This window comes from Ensifer adhaerens (assembly GCF_013283195.1).
Taxonomy (GTDB): Bacteria; Pseudomonadota; Alphaproteobacteria; order Rhizobiales; family Rhizobiaceae; genus Ensifer; species Ensifer adhaerens_G.
This window is the reverse complement of record NZ_JABEKT010000002.1, coordinates 477572-493029: the sequence shown is the minus strand read 5'-3', so window position 1 is coordinate 493029 and position 15458 is coordinate 477572. Positions and strand designations below refer to the sequence as shown.

Genomic DNA, 15458 nt, shown 5'->3' with positions numbered 1-15458 from the left:
GTCCACAAACCGAAAACAACTTCAAATCACCCGCATGCAATGGTGCCGAAGATCTCGGCCTATAGTTCCGGCATCGCGTTTGAGGAGACGCGCAGATTAGACAGCACACGCATCTGGGAGGAGACGCATGGATGTTTCGCATCGAAACGATCACATCGAACAGACGATCGAGCGGCCGGAGGACAAGCGCCTGGGCGCGGGCGCGAACCTCGTCTACGGCCTTCAGCACGTGCTTACCATGTATGGCGGCATCGTCGCCGTCCCGCTGATCATCGGCCAGGCCGCCGGCCTGTCACCGGCCGATATTGGCCTTCTGATCACCGCGTCGCTGTTTGCCGGCGGCCTCGCGACCATCCTGCAAACCATCGGCATCCCGTTCTTCGGCTGTCAGCTGCCGCTGGTTCAGGGCGTCTCGTTCGCCGGTGTCGCCACCATGGTGGCGATCGTCACCAGCCGCGAAGGCGGCGGATTGCCGGCGGTCATGGGTGCCGTGATGGTGGCCTCGCTCGTCGGCCTCGCCATCACCCCGATCTTTTCGCGCATTACAAGGTTCTTTCCGCCGCTCGTCACCGGCATCGTCATCACCACCATCGGCCTCACCCTGATGCCGGTCGCCGCGCGCTGGGCCATGGGCGGCAATCCGACCGCGCCGGATTTCGGCAGCGTCAGCAATATCGGTCTGGCGGCCGTGACCTTGCTCACGGTCCTGCTTCTGAGCAAGGTCGGCAGCTCCAGCATTTCACGCCTGTCGATCCTGCTTGCCATGGTCATCGGCACGCTGATTGCGCTTGCGTTTGGGATGACCGATTTTTCCAAGGTCGCCGAAGGTCCGATGCTCGCGTTCCCCTCGCCCTTTCATTTCGGCGCACCGGTGTTCACGGCCGCCGCGATCATCTCGATGTTCATCGTGCTGCTGGTGATCCTGGTCGAGACATCGGCGGACATTCTGGCCGTCGGCGAGATCATCGGCACCAAGGTCGATTCCAAGCGGCTCGGCGACGGCCTGCGCGCCGACATGATATCGAGCCTGTTTGCCCCCATCTTCGGCTCGTTCACCCAGAGCGCCTTTGCCCAGAACGTCGGCCTCGTGGCGGTCACCGGCATCAAGAGCCGCTATGCCGTTGCCACCGGCGGCCTCATCCTGGTGACGCTCGGCATCCTTCCGGTCATGGGTCGGGTGATCGCGGCCGTTCCCCCTGCGGTGCTGGGCGGCGCCGGCGTCGTGCTGTTCGGCACGGTGGCGGCAAGCGGCATTCGCTCGCTCTCCAAGGTCGATTACCACAACAACATGAACCTTGTCATCGTCGCCACATCGATCGGCTTCGGCATGATCCCGATCGCGGCACCGCATTTCTACGATCACTTCCCGGCCTGGTTCGAGACCATCTTCCACTCCGGCATCAGCTCGTCGGCGATCATGGCGATCTCGCTCAATCTGCTCTTCAACCACTTCAAGGCTGGCAACTCCGATCAACAGTCGGTGTTCGTGGCCGGCACGGAGCGCATCATCCGCTACCAGGACATTTCCGCCCTGCGCGACGGCGACCACTATCGCGACGGCAAGCTCTTCGACCGCGACGGCAACGAGGTACCGGTCGCCGCAGTTCATCACTGAAGCGCGTCACGAATTATGCGGTAGGCATCACGGAAGGATTTCAGCTACGAAGCACAAATTGATGCGACGAATGCGCCGCGGGGTCTCCCCGCGGACCCGCTGGAGACGGTGATGGAAGGACTGTTTGTCATACTGGTCTGCCAACTGATCGGCGAGATCGTTGTCAGAACGCTCGACCTGAGCATGCCTGCTCCGGCACTCGGCATCGTGCTTCTGCTTGCCTATCTTTGGCTTGCCGATAAAAGAACGGGGTCCGAGGACGGCGCTGCCCATACCCGCGTCAGCGGCGTCGCCGACACCCTGCTCAAGAACCTCGGCGTACTGTTCGTGCCGCTTGGCGTCGGGGTGATGCAGAACTACCGGCTGATCTACGACTACGCCGGCACCATCGTCATCGCCGTCGTCGTGTCGACAGTTGTGACGCTGATGGTCACAGTCGGCGCTTTCCTGCTGGTCAGCCGAGTGTTCGGCGCAAAAGGAGCTGGCGATGGACACTAGCGGCCGCGTTTTCGAACTCTGGGTCTATCTCTCGACCAGTCCGCTTCTGTGGCTGACGGTAACGATCGGTGCCTATATCGCCGCTCAAAGACTGGCCGCCTGGAGCGGCTTCAACCCGATCGTCAATCCCGTGCTGATTGCCGTTGGCCTCGTCGTCGCGATCCTGGCGGCGACCGGGACATCCTATTCGACCTATTTCGACGGGGCACAGTTCGTGCATTTCGCACTCGGCCCCGCGACTGTGGCGCTGGCCGTTCCGCTCTATAGAAACCGCACCCTGATCAGGCAGAACTTCGTACCCGTCATCGTCGCGCTTTTCGCCGGCAGCCTGACGGCGATCGTCTGTGCGACCGGTGTCGCCATCCTGCTCGGCGCACCCGACAGCGTCGCCATCTCGCTTGCGCCGAAATCGGCAACGGCAGGCATCGCCGTCGGCATCTCACAGCAACTCGGTGGCGATCCGGCCCTGACAGCGCTTCTGGTGATCTTCACCGGCGTCCTCGGGGCGATCATCGTGACGCCATTGATGAACCTGCTGCGCATCAAGAATTATGCGGCACGCGGGTTTGCGGCCGGCCTGACGTCACACGGCATCGGTACCGCGCGCGCCTTTCAGGTCAACGAGATCGCCGGCACGTTTTCGGGCCTGGCCATGGCACTCAACGGCATATTGACCTCAGCCATCGCCGCGATTGTCCTCGGGCTGCTGCTCTGAGCAGCCAGCCTTCCGGGACAGCCCGCTACCAGAAAGCGCCGTAGAGGGTGACACAGCCGACGACACCCAGCACAATTGCCAGCGACGATCGGACCGTGAAATCGAGGAACCTGAACTGGTATCCGAAACTTCCGACAGATGGCTTCATGGATTTCTCCCTTGGTTGTGTCTCAATGCGATAACGGCCCGGGTCGCCGGCAACCGGCGTCGCCATGGCCAATGAAATTGCGGCCTCAGGCCGACTTTGCATATTTGCCGTCGTGGTGACGGTAGAAAGCCTCGGCCGCAACCAGCAACGCTTCCTCGTCCAGAGGGCGACGAAATTCGCTCATGAGAAACCGGGCCAGATGCTGGATCTGCTCGCCATCTCTCGGAATGTCGTATTCGATGCACACCGTCTCGAAGACGCGCCAAAGCATGGAGACTTCCGCCTTGCTCAAGGCGGCAAGCATGTCGTCGGGAATTCCACGCATAGGAACCTCGCTCTGCATTCGCGCCGGCCTATCCGCAATGAGGACAGGGACCATATACCCATGGAGGGGTCGATAACCGGGCGCGTTGGCAGACCTGCGGTCGCCGCCGCAGCGAAAAGCCAGATGAGCCAGAGAATGACCATAGAGGGTTAGCCGGTGATTGGGGCTTTACTGAGATGATCTGCCACGTCGCCGGAATGCCGCAACGTATCCGCGTGGCGACGGCAAAAGAGCGATCACCGGGCGGCGCCTTGCTACCCCCCAAACCTCGGGAACGACCTCTGCGAAACCGGGCACCGTTCTGCCGAGCGGGCGTTGATGCACTTGCATTGTAACTGCTCCGTGCATTAGCATCCCAGAAATAAGACAGGAAGCCGGCTGGGGACTGCTTGCACTGCGCTTTGACAGGGGGATGCAATGAGCCGGGATACCAGCGGCAGGACGTGCGATGCACCTCCTGAACGATTTCGAACCGGCGCAATCGTCGCCATGCTTGTCTTTGTGCTGACCGCATGCGGAGGCCATCCCAAAGGCGTGCTGACACCGGTCGCCGATACCTCTCCAGGTTCGAGCCGTGTCAACATGCTCATCACCACGACACGCAGCCATTCGCCGAACCCTGGAGAGATGTACAGCGGCGAACGGGCCTTGGCCGCCACCTTCGCCGATATGACCGTGTCCATTCCGCCGGTGCGCAAGGCGGGCGAGGTTGCCTGGCCTAAGCGTTTGCCCCCCAACCCGGCAACGGATTTTGCAACATTGAAGGCTGAGGAGCTGGATGTCGCTGCCGCCAAGTCCTGGCTGAGCACCAGCGTGCGCAAAAGCCCCGACAAAAGCGTCTTCGTCTTCATTCACGGTTTCAACAACCGCTTCGAGGATTCCGTCTATCGCTTTGCCCAGATCGTCCATGATTCCGGCGTCCGCAGCGCGCCTATTCTCGTGACGTGGCCGTCACGTGGAAGCCTGCTGGCCTACGGTTACGATCGAGAGAGTGCCAACTACACCCGCAATGCGCTGGAAAACCTGTTTCAATATCTCTACCGCGATCCGGAAGTGAAGGAGGTCTCGATCCTCGCGCACTCCATGGGCAACTGGCTCGCACTGGAGGCGCTGCGCCAGATGGCGATCCGCAATGGCGAACTGCCGGCAAAGTTCAAGAACGTCATGCTGGCGGCCCCCGATGTCGACGTCGATGTCTTCCGCCAGCAGATCGAGGACATGGGCGAGAAACATCCCAATTTTACGCTGTTCGTCTCGCGCGACGACCGTGCGCTCGCTGCCTCGCGCCGGGTCTGGGGTGACGTAGCCCGGCTCGGGGCGATCGACCCTGAGCAGGAACCCTACAAGAAAGAACTCGAGGACAACGAAATTACTGTGATCGACCTGACGAAGATCAAGGCGGGCGACCGCCTCAATCACGGCAAGTTCGCGGAATCCCCGGAGATCGTTCGCCTTATCGGTTCGCGCATTTCCGAGGGCCAGACACTGACCGACAGCCGGGTCGGCTTCGGCGACAAGATCCTGGTGGCAACGACCGGAACGGCCGCGGCCGTGGGCAACGCTGCCGGTCTGGTTCTTGCAGCACCGGTCGCCGTTGTCGATCAAAACACCCGCGACAATTATGCCGAGCACCTCGGAGGGATTGCTGCAAAGAACAACAATCGTGCGGCGACGGCGAAAGGATGCGACCGGACAAACCCGACGGCGCCAGGATGTGCCCGCTAAGGTAAACACGACAGAGGTTCGTGGTCATCGTAACGCTCGATGGCCGTTGCCCCAGGGGGCATTGAGCGACGTGAGACGCACGGATGCGAACCACACGTTCGCATCCTGACGGCCCCGACGGCAGTCGAGGTTGCTCTGGTCGATTGTATCAGGGCTGGTCCGGAAATTCGGTGATGGCGGCCGAGCGCAGCTGGCGACCGCCTGGGGCCATCAGCCGCTGCTCAAGCCGCGACGGCGCTGATGTGAGGACACACCGCCGCGTGTTTCCTGACGCCCGATCAGCTTCAGGGACAGAAACCATGCGGCCATGCGACTGAAGACAGCGACCTTTAAGCGTCTGAAAAGACACGCGGCGTTGTGGGCCCCCTACACCTTTACCCACGCCCCGTTTCGTTTTGACGACTGGACGCAGGCGTCGACGAAGGCCATGCCCTTCATGCCATCGTCGATGGTCGGATAGGTGACGGCGGGATCGATGGCCTCACCCTTGCGCTTGGCGAAGATGGCGCGGGCGGCTTCGCTGTAGATGTTGGCAAAACCCTCGAGATAACCTTCGGGATGTCCGGACGGGACGCGGCTGACGCGGGCAGCAGCAGCGCCAGAGCCCGCACCCGCCCGCGTGATCAGCCGCTTCGGCTCGCCGAACGGCGTGTACCAGAGATAGTTCGGATCCTTCTGCGTCCACTCCAGTCCGCCCTTGGTGCCGTAGACCCTGACCATCAGCCCGTTCTCGTGGCCGGGCGCCACCTGGCTGCACCACAAGAGCCCCTTGGCGCGCTCGCCGTCCTTCTGCTTGAAGCGCATCATCACATGGGCATTGTCGTCGAGCTGGCGTCCTTCGACAAAACTGTCGAGGTCGGCGGCCAGTTCTTCGAGTTCCAGCCCGGAGACGAAGGCGCCGAGATTATAGGCATGCGTGCCGATGTCGCCGGTCGAGCCGCCGGCGCCCGAGCGGGCCGGATCCGTGCGCCAGGCCGCCTGCTTCTGGCCCGACTGCTCGATATTCTCCGTCAGCCAGTCCTGCGGATATTCCATCTGCACCAGCCTGACGGCGCCGATGTCGCCGTTTTGAACCATCTCGCGCGCCTGGCGCACCATCGGATAGCCGGTGTAGTTGTGCGTGAGCACGAACAGCGCATCGCTGTCGTCGGCCGCCTTCTTCAGCTTCTTCGCGTCCGACAGCGTCGAGGTCAGCGGCTTGTCGCAGATCACATGGATGCCGCGCTTCAAAAACTCTTTGGCCGCTTCATAGTGCACGTGGTTGGGGGTGACGATCGCCACCGCCTCGATACCGTCCTTCAGCTTGGCCTCGCGGATCGCCATCTGCTTGAAATCGGAATAGACCCGCGACGGATCGAGCCCGAGTTCGCGGCCGGAGCTTTCGGCTCTGTCCGGTGTCGACGACAGCGCGCCGGCCACCAGCTCGTAGTGATCGTCGAGCCGGGCGGCGATGCGGTGCACCGCGCCGATGAAGGCGCCCGAGCCGCCGCCGACCATGCCGAGCCGGATCCGCCGCTCGCGCTTTTCGCTCGTTCCCTCGATTGCCATCGTCCTGTCTCCTCGTGTCTGTCCATCTTGTTGTTGTGGGGCCGCCCATATCGTGGACGTAGCCCCTCATCCGCCTGCCGGCACCTTCTCCCCGCCAGCGGGGAGAAGGGACTTGCCGCAGCGTTAGGCTTTCCCCAGGCCTGCGCGTCGTCAGCCGCATCGTCTGCCACGTCCCCTCTCCCCGCCTGCGGGGAGAGGGTTAGGGTGAGGGGCAGTCGCTGGCAGCTACGGCAGCGGTTGGAACTGCGGCTCCCGCTTGCACCGCGCCGTAGCTGCCACTGAACCGGCGGCCTTGCCTCAAATCCCCAGCAGCCGCCGGTTGGCCGCCTCGTCGGTGCCGCCGTCAGCAAAGTCGTCGAACGCCTTCTCGGTCACGCGGATGATGTGGTGCTTGACGAAGTCGGCGCCCTCGCGCGCGCCGTCTTCGGGATGCTTCAGGCAGCACTCCCATTCCACCACCGCCCAGCCGGCAAAATCATTGGCCGCCATCTTGGAAAACACCGCGCCGAAATCGACCTGGCCGTCGCCGAGCGAGCGGAAGCGGCCGGCCCGGTTGACCCAGCCCTGGTAGCCGCCATAGACGCCCTGCCGACCCGTCGGGTTGAACTCGGCATCCTTGACGTGGAACATCCGGATGCGATCCTTGTAGATGTCGATGTTGTCGAGATAGTCGAGGCATTGCAGCACATAGTGCGAGGGGTCGTAGAGCATGTTGGCGCGGGCATGGTTGCCGGTGCGCTCGAGAAACATCTCATAGGTGACGCCATCGTGCAGGTCCTCGCCCGGATGGATCTCGTAGCAGATATCAACGCCGCAGTCCTCGGCATGGTCGAGGATCGGCTTCCAGCGTTTCGCCAGTTCGTCGAAGGCGGTCTCGACGAGGCCCGCCGGCCGCTGCGGCCAGGGATAGACGAACGGCCAGGCCAGCGCGCCTGAAAAGCTCGCCATCGCATCAAGCCCCAAATTCTTCGAGGCCGTCAGCGCCAACTTCACCTGCTCGGCCGCCCACTCTTGCCGCGCCTTCGGATTGCCGCGCACTTCCGGCACGGCAAAGCCGTCGAACACCTCGTCATAGGCCGGATGGGTGGCGACCAGCTGGCCCTGCAGATGGGTCGACAGCTCGGTGATCTCGACACCGTTGTCGCGGGCAATGCCCAAAAGCTCGTCGCAATAGGCCTTTGACGTCGCCGCCTTCTTCAAATCGATCAGCCGCGCATCCCATGTCGGCACCTGCACACCCTTGTAGCCGCAATCGGCAGCCCATTTCACAATCGACGCAAACGAGTTGAACGGTGCGACATCGCCCGCAAACTGCGCCAGAAACAGGCCGGGGCCCTTGATCGTTTTCATGATTTTTCCTCGTCTAGGTGGCCGTGACCGGATCGATGTCACACTGAAGAAGCGCAAGGCGCGGGTTGGCCAGGCGCGGGATCGACCTGAAGAATGCGTGCGGATGGAAGGGCGCGCCCGCCTGGCGGGCGCGCCTTGTTGATCAGAACGGAGAATCCGGGAAGTAGAACTGCTCGGCATTGTCCTTCGTGACCAGCGTGGCATCGAGGATGTATTCGCCGCTGACCGGAACCTGGTCATAGAACTTGGCGGCCGTCAGCTGCATTGCGGTTGCCACCATTGCCGGCGGATAGAGCACGTCGACCGGAACCATCTTGTCGCCGTCCATGACCTTCTTGATCATGTCCTTCGAGCCGGCACCGGCAACGATGTACTGAATGTCCGTGCGCTTGGCCTGCCCGATGGCTTCGAGAACGCCGACGGCCATGTCGTCATCCTGGCACCAGACCACGTCGATCTTCGGATACTTCGTCAGATAGTCCTGCATGACGCGGAAGGCGTCATCGCGGTTCCAGTTGCCGTACTGGCGATCGAGAACCTTGACGTTGGAGCCGGCAATGCCCTTGTCGAATCCATCCTGGCGCTGCTGGTCGATCGGGATCGGCAGACCGCGGATGACGACGACTTCAGCGTCCGGGGTCGTCTTCTTGATGTATTCGCCGGCGACCTGACCGAGCGCCGGATTGTTGCCGGCGACATAGAGGTCGCGGATCGAGCTGTCGTTGACCGACGGCGCGCGGTCGACGAGTGCGACGAAGGCGCCGGAATCCTTGACCTGCTGGATGGCGTTGACGAGCGGATCGGGATCCGACGGCAGGATGACCAGCGCATCAAGTCCCTGAACCGCCAGGTCCTGCACGGCGTTTGCCTGGGTCGCGGCATCGGCCGATGTCTTGACGATGACGTTCAGGCCCGGATGCTCCTGCATCAGGAGCTTGGCGACGCGTTCGGCGTGGAAGACGACGCCGGCCGTCCAGCCATGGTCGGCGGCAGGGATCGAGACGCCGATCGTTACCTTCTTGTCCTGCGCAAAGGCGCCCGGTGCAGCGCCCGCAAATGCCGCCACGGCGGCGACGGTCAAACCGAAAATTGTCCTACGCATAGTCTCCCTCCCAAGAGTTCCACGGGGCCTCGATAGCAATGAAACCGGGCTCGCCCCAACGGCCCGGCCAATCTTCAGGCGCGGCGCATAAGCGAGCGCTGCACCAGCATGGCGATGATGATGATCGCGCCCTGGATGGCGCCGATCAGATACTCGCTGACAAAGTTCGAAAGCAGCATGATGTTGCCGACGATCTCCAGGATGAAGGCGCCACAGACCGTGCCCCAGATGCGGCCGACGCCACCCCGCAGAGCCGTGCCGCCAACGACGACCGCCGTGATCGCCTGCAGCTCCCAGAGAATGCCTGTTGTGGCCGATGTCGAGCCGAGGCGCGGCACATAGAGCAGCACGGCGACGGCGACACAGAGACCCTGGATCACATAGGCGATCGTGCGGACCTTGTTGACCGAGATGCCGGAATAGCGCGCGACGTCCTCGTTGGAACCGACTGCGACGACATGACGGCCATAGCGGGTGCGATAGAGGACGAAGGCGGCGATCGCCGCCGTGACGAAGATCATGATGATCGGCACGGGAATGCCGGCGACCGAGCCGAAGTACACGGGCCGATAGATCTGCTGCAGCTCACGGTCCTGAAGCGTGATGGCGCCGCCTTGCGACAGCCAGGTCGTCAGCCCGCGATAGATGCCCATGGTGCCGAGCGTGGCGATGAAGGGTTCGATCCGGCCGACCGTGGTGATGAGCCCGTTGACAAGCCCGCAGGCCGCACCGAGCACCAGAGTGAGCATTGCCGCGCAGATCAGCATCAGCACCGGATCGGCGATGACGCCGCTGTTGATGAACAGGATCATCAGGCTGGCGACGAAGGCGACCATCGAGCCGACGGAAAGATCGAGCCCGCCGGACGAAATCACATAGGTTGCGCCCAGCGCTATGATGGCGATGAAGGCGCTGCGCGTGATGACGTTCAAGAGATTGGCGACGGAGACAAAGTTCGGATTGGCGAAATAGCCAAGGATGAGCAGCAGCGCCAGCGCGACAAAGGGCGCGATCGCGGCCATGTCCCAGTCCCGCGACGTTCGCGGCGCCTTCTGCGTTTCGGTTGCAACATTCGTCATGATCGTCTCCCGCGCTTACGCGGCCTCCCCGGTATTGGCGCCTGTCGCAAGAACGACGATCTCATTTTCCGTCATCTTGTCTCCCGTAACTTCGCCGACGATGTGGCCCTCTCGCATGACGAGGATGCGATCGGAGATGCCGATCAGTTCCGGCATTTCCGATGAGACGACGATGATCGACCGCCCCTCCTCGGCGAGCTTGGCGATGAATTTGTAGATCTGCTCCTTGTTGCCGATATCGATGCCGCGTGTCGGCTCGTCGATGATGACGATCTCCGGATCCAGCATCATCATCTTGGCGAGCAGCAGCTTCTGCTGATTGCCGCCCGACAGCTGCCCGGCCAGGATATCCTTGCGGCCGGTTCGGATGTCGAACTCGCGGATCGCCGTGTCGAGCGCTTCGGCTTCTTGTCTGCCGTCGATCTGCATGGTTTTGACAAACCTCGAAAGCGATGCCAGCGTCAGGTTGACCCGCAGGTCCTTGGTCAACAGCAGGCCCTTGCCCTTGCGGTCCTCGCTCAGATAGACGAGCCCGGCCTTCAAACTTGCCTGAACGCTCGAAAAATCGACTGATTTGCCGTGATGCCTGATCCAGCCGTGGCCCGGGCGAAGCCCGACGACGCCCTCCATCAATTCGGTGCGGCCGGCACCGACAAGGCCGGCAAAGCCGAGGATCTCGCCCTTGCGCAGCTGAAACGTCGCATTGCGGGCAAAGCCCGGCACCGAAAAGTCCTCGACCTCGAGCACGGCTTCCCGCGCCGGCCCGCCGTGCCGCTCGGGGTAGAGTTTTGCCACATCGCGTCCGACCATCAGCCGCGCCATGTCTGCCGGCTGCAATTCCGCGGCATCGTGCACGGCAACAACCCGACCGTCACGCAGCACCGTCACCCGGTCGGCGATCTCCTTCACCTCCGGCAGGCGATGGGAAATGTAGAGAACGCCCACACCCTTGGCGCGGATGTCCCTGATGACTTTCAGCAGCGCTTCGGTTTCGTGTGGTGTCAAGGACGCCGTCGGCTCGTCGAAGATCACCACCCGGTGCGGAACCAGCAGCACCCGTGCGATCTGGACCAGTTGGCGCTGGGCGATCGACAAGCGGCGGACGATGGTCTTCGGGTCGATCTCGGCACCGAGATCGCGGATCGCTTTGGCGGCGCCTTCGTTCATGGCCCGGTCATCGACCGTGAGGCCTTTGCGCAGTTCGCGACCGAGATAGATGTTCTGCGCCACCGTCAGATCGGGGGCGAGCAGGATTTCCTGATGGACGAGAACGATGCCCGCCTGCTCAGCATCGACAGGACCGGAAAAATGCACCGGCTTTCCGTCGATCGCAAGCTCGCCCCGGGTCGGCAAGTGGTTGCCGGCCAGAATCTTCATCAGCGTGGATTTGCCGGCGCCGTTTTCGCCGATGATCGCGTGGACCTCGCCTGATCGCACGGACACATCGATGTCGCGCAGCACTTCGACGATACCAAACGTCTTGGAAACGCCCTTTGCCTGCAGCACAACCGGCGCACTCTGGGATGCAGCAGCCGTCATATGGCGACCGGAATCGTCAAGCCACACCCCATAGGGGCGGCAGCCACGCCCCGTGCCCCGGCACGAACGCAACGAAAAAATGTCATCAGAACTCCTCCGGAAGTACTGCTAACGCATTTTCTGAGGTACGTAAATCAGAATTTGTTTCGATCTCGGCTGATTTGAAACACCGGTGGCACAGCGGCCTCTAAGAGGAGCGTGAAAGCAGGGAGAGTCCGATCGCCTGGGACGCGGACACCAAGAAGGACGATCGATTTTCCAAGGAGCGTCCCCGCCCGCCTGGCGCACCGGACAGGCTGCAAATGGTTTGAGTCATCGCACGGATTTCATGCTATCGGGGTGCGCTGTGATTGAGAGTACGTTTGCGCAATGACCCCTAAGACCCGCGGTTACCTGTTCGCTTTCCTGGCGATCTGCATCTTTGCCGGCCAGGATGCGATTACCAAGTATCTTGGTGATCGCTACCCGGCACTCTTCATAACAATGATCCGGTTCTGGGCATTCGCGCTGTTCGTGTTCTGCTTCGCAGCGTCGTCGCCGGGCGGAATTCGGGGCGCAATCCAGACGCGCCGCCCGTGGCTGCAGATCACCCGCGGACTGCTGCTGGTTGCGGAAATCGTCATCATCGTCTTTTCCTATGTGCATGCCGGGCTTGCCATGAGCCAGTCGATCTTCCAGGCAACGCCGCTGATCATTACCGTGCTTTCGATCCCCCTTCTCGGAGAAACGGTCGGCTGGCGGCGGGGGATGGCGGTCATGGTCGGCATGATCGGCGTTCTGGTGATCATCAATCCGATCGACGTTCACTTCGACCTGTCGCTGCTCTTGCCGCTTGCGGCAGCCGTGCTGTTTGCCCTCTACAGCATCGCCACCCGCGCCGTCAGTCACGAGGATTCTGCGGTCACAAGCTTGTTTTATGCCGGCGTAGCAGGCGCAGTCGCGATCTCAATGATCGGCCCGTTCTATTGGACCGATGTCCAGCCGTCCGACTGGTTCGCCCTTGCCGCGCTGTGCGTCTGCGGCACGCTGAGCCACTATTTCCTCATCAGGGCCTATGGACTGCTACCGGCCGCGGAGGTGCAACCCGTCACCTATTTCCAGCTGGTTCTCAATGTCATCATCGCTGTCGTTCTGTTCAACGAGATTGTCACGCTGAACATGATCGCCGGTGCAGCCATCGTTGTCGGTGCCGGCCTTTTCACCATCTGGCGAGAGCACCAGCTGGCGAAGCGATCTTAAACTCTGACGAGTAGCACGACCGATATGTCTGCAGCCCGATCGTATCGGGGCCATAGCCGCGTCCACCACGCGCCGGTCTTCTAAAGCATTTCCAGGAAAAGCGCGGAGCGGTTTCCGTCAGGAAATGCTCAAAAACAGAGACATAGAGCGTTTCTGTGTTTCCGTCTAAATCGGAAACGCTCTAGCGCTCGTCGACGGGGCCAGCTTCCGTCAGCCATTCAACGAGATCCGCAACCTTCCGTCGCGTCTCGGTGCGGGCCGGATAGAGGGCGTAGTAGCCATAGCCGCTATCGATGATGCGCGGGAACGGCGTCACCAGCTCGCCGTTTTGCAGGTCCTGCTTTGCCAGATAGAGGTCGCCCATCGTGACGCCGTAACCGCTTGCGGCAGCCGTCATCGCGAAATCCTGCGTGTCGAAGATCTGGTTGCGGGCGGCGCGGAAATCATAGGCCCCTTCCGCCTGCAGCCACAAGGTCCAGTCGCTCTGGCGCGGGTTGGAATGCAACAAGACGCAGGCCGACAGGTTTTCGAGCGACGCAGGATCGCCGAGCGTTTCGGCAACGGCTGGCGAGCACATCGGCGTCAGTTTTTCCGGAAGCAGCAGGAAAACATCCATGCCCGGCCAATGGCCGTTGCCGTAGGTGATCAGGAGGTCGATGTCGCCGACCGTAAAGGTCGGGCGGGCAAACCACGCCGTGTCGATCGTAATGTTCAGATCTTCATGACGGCTTTGCAGTTCCGGAAGCCGCGGCAGCAGCCACCGCCGCGCGAAAGTGGGCGGCATTCGGATCGTGAGCGATCGGCTCTTCGTTCGCGTCGCCTCGAAAGAATTGCGCAGCGAGACGAGCAGTCCATTGACGATCGGCATGATCGCCGCCCCCTGCTCGGTGATCACCACCTTGCGCGTGTGGCGCTCGAACAGACTGCAGCCGAAATAGTGCTCCAGTTGCTGGATCTGGCGGCTGATCGCACTCTGGCTGAGGTTGAGTTCGGTGGCTGCGGCCGTGAAGCTGCCGGTTTCCGCAACGATCGAGAATGTCTGGAGCGTCTGCAAGGGCGGCAAGCGATTCTGCTCGAAAACCGGCTTCAAAGGGCTCCTCCGCGATGGCAACCGGGGCATTTAAACAGTCGCCATCGCGTTGGTAAAGCGCAGACTGGCACGATCAGGCAAGAAGCGCGCGGAGCTCGGCGATGGCGCTTCTCACCTGCTCAGGCGCAGTTCCGCCCGGATGGTTGCGACTGCCAACGGAGCCCTCGACGCTCAGCACCTCATAAACATCCTGACCGATGGCCGACGCAAAGGTCTGCATCTCGGCAAGCGGCATTTCGGAAAGCGTCGCCAGACCCTGCTCTCGCGCCGCGCCAACGATCGCCGCGACAGCATGATGGGCATCGCGGAAAGGCAGGCCGGCACGCACCAGATAATCGGCCAGATCCGTCGCCGTGGAATACCCCTGTTCGGCTGCGGCCAGCATGTTGGCGGCACGCACCTTGATCGTCGGCAGCATCTGAATGGTCACCGTGACGGCACCGCGCACATTCTCCAGCGTATCGGTGAGGGGAGGCTTCGATTCCTGCTGGTCCTTGTTGAAGGCCAGCGGCTGTGACTTCATCAGTGCTGCCGATGTCGCCAGATTTCCGATTATGCGCGCCGCCTTGCCACGCACGAGTTCGGCGAGATCGGGGTTGCGCTTCTGCGGCATGATCGAGGAGCCAGTGCAGAACTGGTCGCCGACCTCGATGAAATCGAACATCGGCGTGCACCACAGAATGACTTCCTCGGAAAAGCGCGAGAGATGCCCCATAATGATGGCGCCGGTTGCACAGATGTCGACGACGTAGTCCCGATCGGATACGGCATCGAGCGAATTGCGGAAGGCGCGGGAAAAGCCGAGTTCGCGTGCGCTATAGGCCGGATCGATGGGATAGCCGGTGCCGGCAAGTGCGGCCGCCCCAAGCGGCGAGACGTTCAGCCGCTCGCGCGCCTGCCCTACGCGTTCAAGATCACGCAGGAACATCTCGGCATAGGCCATCATGTGATGGCCGAAAGTCACGGGCTGGGCGACCTGCAAATGGGTGAAGCCCGGCATGATCGTCTCCGCGTGGCGATCGGCGAGGTCGACGAAAGCCAGCACCAGCGACTTCAGCTCAGCCGCGAGCGCGTCCAGTTCGGCACGGGAGTAAAGACGGATGTCCGTTGCCACCTGGTCGTTGCGTGAACGCGCCGTGTGCAATTTCTTGCCGGCGTCGCCGACAAGGGCGGTCAGGCGGCTTTCGACGTTCATATGAACGTCCTCGAGCTCCTTCTTCCACACAAATGTGCCGGCGCGCATTTCGTCCGCGATCTGATCGAGGCCAACCTGGATCCGGTTGTTTTCCTCTTCGGTCAGTATGCCGGCCCGCGCCAGCATGCGCGCGTGAACCTTGGAGCCAGCGACATCATAAAGCGCGATGCGCTTGTCCTGGTCGAGGCATTCGTGGAAATCGCGGAAGTCCGTGGAGACCGCTTCCTTAAAGAGCGGCGACCAGGTCGTCTCAGCCATCGTAGTCATCTCATCCTCCAAGCATTCTTGCG

The 15458-nt window shown here is 62.1% G+C and carries 14 protein-coding genes; 5 read left to right on the top strand and 9 right to left on the bottom strand.

Annotation, left to right across the window (positions count from 1 at the left end; all coding sequences use genetic code 11):
* Positions 1-127: 127 nt before the first annotated feature.
* The 3 genes from LPJGGPFB_RS18790 to LPJGGPFB_RS18780 all read left to right on the top strand — a co-directional run bounded on the left by LPJGGPFB_RS18790 (position 128) and on the right by LPJGGPFB_RS18780 (position 2828).
* Entirely contained in the window at positions 128-1615 is a 1488-nt protein-coding gene (locus LPJGGPFB_RS18790) for a nucleobase:cation symporter-2 family protein (RefSeq protein ID WP_173421463.1), read from the top strand.
* Between the two features lie 111 nt (positions 1616-1726).
* The gene (locus LPJGGPFB_RS18785) at positions 1727-2113 is read left to right on the top strand and encodes a CidA/LrgA family protein (protein WP_210264523.1); all 387 of its coding nucleotides are present in this window, start codon (positions 1727-1729) and stop codon (positions 2111-2113) included.
* Complete coding sequence (locus LPJGGPFB_RS18780; protein ID WP_173421461.1) at positions 2103-2828, top strand: LrgB family protein; 726 nt, start codon at positions 2103-2105, stop codon at positions 2826-2828. The genes LPJGGPFB_RS18785 and LPJGGPFB_RS18780 overlap by 11 nt, the downstream gene beginning before the upstream one ends.
* A gap of 25 nt (positions 2829-2853) precedes the next feature.
* On the opposite strand, the gene LPJGGPFB_RS33470 is transcribed toward LPJGGPFB_RS18780, so the two are convergent.
* The gene (locus LPJGGPFB_RS33470; protein ID WP_268833705.1) at positions 2854-2976 is read right to left on the bottom strand and encodes a hypothetical protein; all 123 of its coding nucleotides are present in this window, start codon (positions 2974-2976) and stop codon (positions 2854-2856) included.
* Between the two features lie 85 nt (positions 2977-3061).
* The gene (locus LPJGGPFB_RS18775; RefSeq protein WP_115422714.1) at positions 3062-3301 is read right to left on the bottom strand and encodes a hypothetical protein; all 240 of its coding nucleotides are present in this window, start codon (positions 3299-3301) and stop codon (positions 3062-3064) included.
* A gap of 489 nt (positions 3302-3790) precedes the next feature.
* Here LPJGGPFB_RS18775 and LPJGGPFB_RS18770 point away from each other — a divergent pair, with 489 nt between their 5' ends.
* On the top strand, positions 3791-5026 hold the full coding sequence (locus LPJGGPFB_RS18770) for an alpha/beta hydrolase (protein WP_173422228.1): 1236 nt from the start codon (positions 3791-3793) through the stop codon (positions 5024-5026).
* A 366-nt stretch (positions 5027-5392) separates the two neighbouring features.
* On the opposite strand, the gene LPJGGPFB_RS18765 is transcribed toward LPJGGPFB_RS18770, so the two are convergent.
* The 5 genes from LPJGGPFB_RS18765 to LPJGGPFB_RS18745 all read right to left on the bottom strand — a co-directional run bounded on the left by LPJGGPFB_RS18765 (position 5393) and on the right by LPJGGPFB_RS18745 (position 11644).
* Positions 5393-6574: a Gfo/Idh/MocA family protein gene (locus tag LPJGGPFB_RS18765; RefSeq protein ID WP_173421460.1), complete on the bottom strand. Its 1182-nt coding sequence runs from the start codon at positions 6572-6574 to the stop codon at positions 5393-5395.
* Positions 6575-6871: 297 nt separating this feature from the next.
* Positions 6872-7924 carry a sugar phosphate isomerase/epimerase family protein gene (locus LPJGGPFB_RS18760; protein WP_173421459.1) on the bottom strand — a complete coding sequence of 351 codons (1053 nt, stop codon included), beginning with the start codon at positions 7922-7924 and terminating at the stop codon, positions 6872-6874.
* A gap of 142 nt (positions 7925-8066) precedes the next feature.
* Positions 8067-9026, bottom strand: coding sequence for a substrate-binding domain-containing protein (locus LPJGGPFB_RS18755; RefSeq protein ID WP_173421458.1), 960 nt, complete (start codon positions 9024-9026; stop codon positions 8067-8069).
* 74 nt (positions 9027-9100) lie between these two features.
* Positions 9101-10105 (bottom strand): ABC transporter permease, encoded by a 1005-nt coding sequence (locus LPJGGPFB_RS18750; protein ID WP_173421457.1) that lies wholly within the window; start codon positions 10103-10105, stop codon positions 9101-9103.
* 15 nt (positions 10106-10120) lie between these two features.
* Positions 10121-11644: a sugar ABC transporter ATP-binding protein gene (locus LPJGGPFB_RS18745; RefSeq protein WP_173421456.1), complete on the bottom strand. Its 1524-nt coding sequence runs from the start codon at positions 11642-11644 to the stop codon at positions 10121-10123.
* Between the two features lie 369 nt (positions 11645-12013).
* On the opposite strand from LPJGGPFB_RS18745, the gene LPJGGPFB_RS18740 reads away from it, so the two are divergent.
* Entirely contained in the window at positions 12014-12883 is an 870-nt protein-coding gene (locus LPJGGPFB_RS18740; protein ID WP_173421455.1) for a DMT family transporter, read from the top strand.
* Between the two features lie 181 nt (positions 12884-13064).
* On the opposite strand, the gene LPJGGPFB_RS18735 is transcribed toward LPJGGPFB_RS18740, so the two are convergent.
* Entirely contained in the window at positions 13065-13973 is a 909-nt protein-coding gene (locus tag LPJGGPFB_RS18735; RefSeq protein ID WP_173421454.1) for a LysR substrate-binding domain-containing protein, read from the bottom strand.
* A gap of 73 nt (positions 13974-14046) precedes the next feature.
* Positions 14047-15435: an argininosuccinate lyase gene (gene argH, locus LPJGGPFB_RS18730; RefSeq protein WP_173421453.1), complete on the bottom strand. Its 1389-nt coding sequence runs from the start codon at positions 15433-15435 to the stop codon at positions 14047-14049.
* Positions 15436-15458 lie beyond the last annotated feature (23 nt).

Coding starts and splice junctions, on each gene's coding strand:
- argH (WP_173421453.1), bottom strand. CDS start 15,435: ATGACTACGATGGCTGAGACGACCTGGTCGCCGCTCTTTAAGGAAGCG.
- LPJGGPFB_RS18750 (WP_173421457.1), bottom strand. CDS start 10,105: ATGACGAATGTTGCAACCGAAACGCAGAAGGCGCCGCGAACGTCGCGG.
- LPJGGPFB_RS33470 (WP_268833705.1), bottom strand. CDS start 2,976: ATGAAGCCATCTGTCGGAAGTTTCGGATACCAGTTCAGGTTCCTCGAT.
- LPJGGPFB_RS18770 (WP_173422228.1), top strand. CDS start 3,791: ATGCTTGTCTTTGTGCTGACCGCATGCGGAGGCCATCCCAAAGGCGTG.
- LPJGGPFB_RS18775 (WP_115422714.1), bottom strand. CDS start 3,301: ATGCGTGGAATTCCCGACGACATGCTTGCCGCCTTGAGCAAGGCGGAA.
- LPJGGPFB_RS18760 (WP_173421459.1), bottom strand. CDS start 7,924: ATGAAAACGATCAAGGGCCCCGGCCTGTTTCTGGCGCAGTTTGCGGGC.
- LPJGGPFB_RS18755 (WP_173421458.1), bottom strand. CDS start 9,026: ATGCGTAGGACAATTTTCGGTTTGACCGTCGCCGCCGTGGCGGCATTT.
- LPJGGPFB_RS18785 (WP_210264523.1), top strand. CDS start 1,727: ATGGAAGGACTGTTTGTCATACTGGTCTGCCAACTGATCGGCGAGATC.
- LPJGGPFB_RS18745 (WP_173421456.1), bottom strand. CDS start 11,644: ATGACGGCTGCTGCATCCCAGAGTGCGCCGGTTGTGCTGCAGGCAAAG.
- LPJGGPFB_RS18740 (WP_173421455.1), top strand. CDS start 12,014: ATGACCCCTAAGACCCGCGGTTACCTGTTCGCTTTCCTGGCGATCTGC.
- LPJGGPFB_RS18790 (WP_173421463.1), top strand. CDS start 128: ATGGATGTTTCGCATCGAAACGATCACATCGAACAGACGATCGAGCGG.
- LPJGGPFB_RS18780 (WP_173421461.1), top strand. CDS start 2,103: ATGGACACTAGCGGCCGCGTTTTCGAACTCTGGGTCTATCTCTCGACC.
- LPJGGPFB_RS18765 (WP_173421460.1), bottom strand. CDS start 6,574: ATGGCAATCGAGGGAACGAGCGAAAAGCGCGAGCGGCGGATCCGGCTC.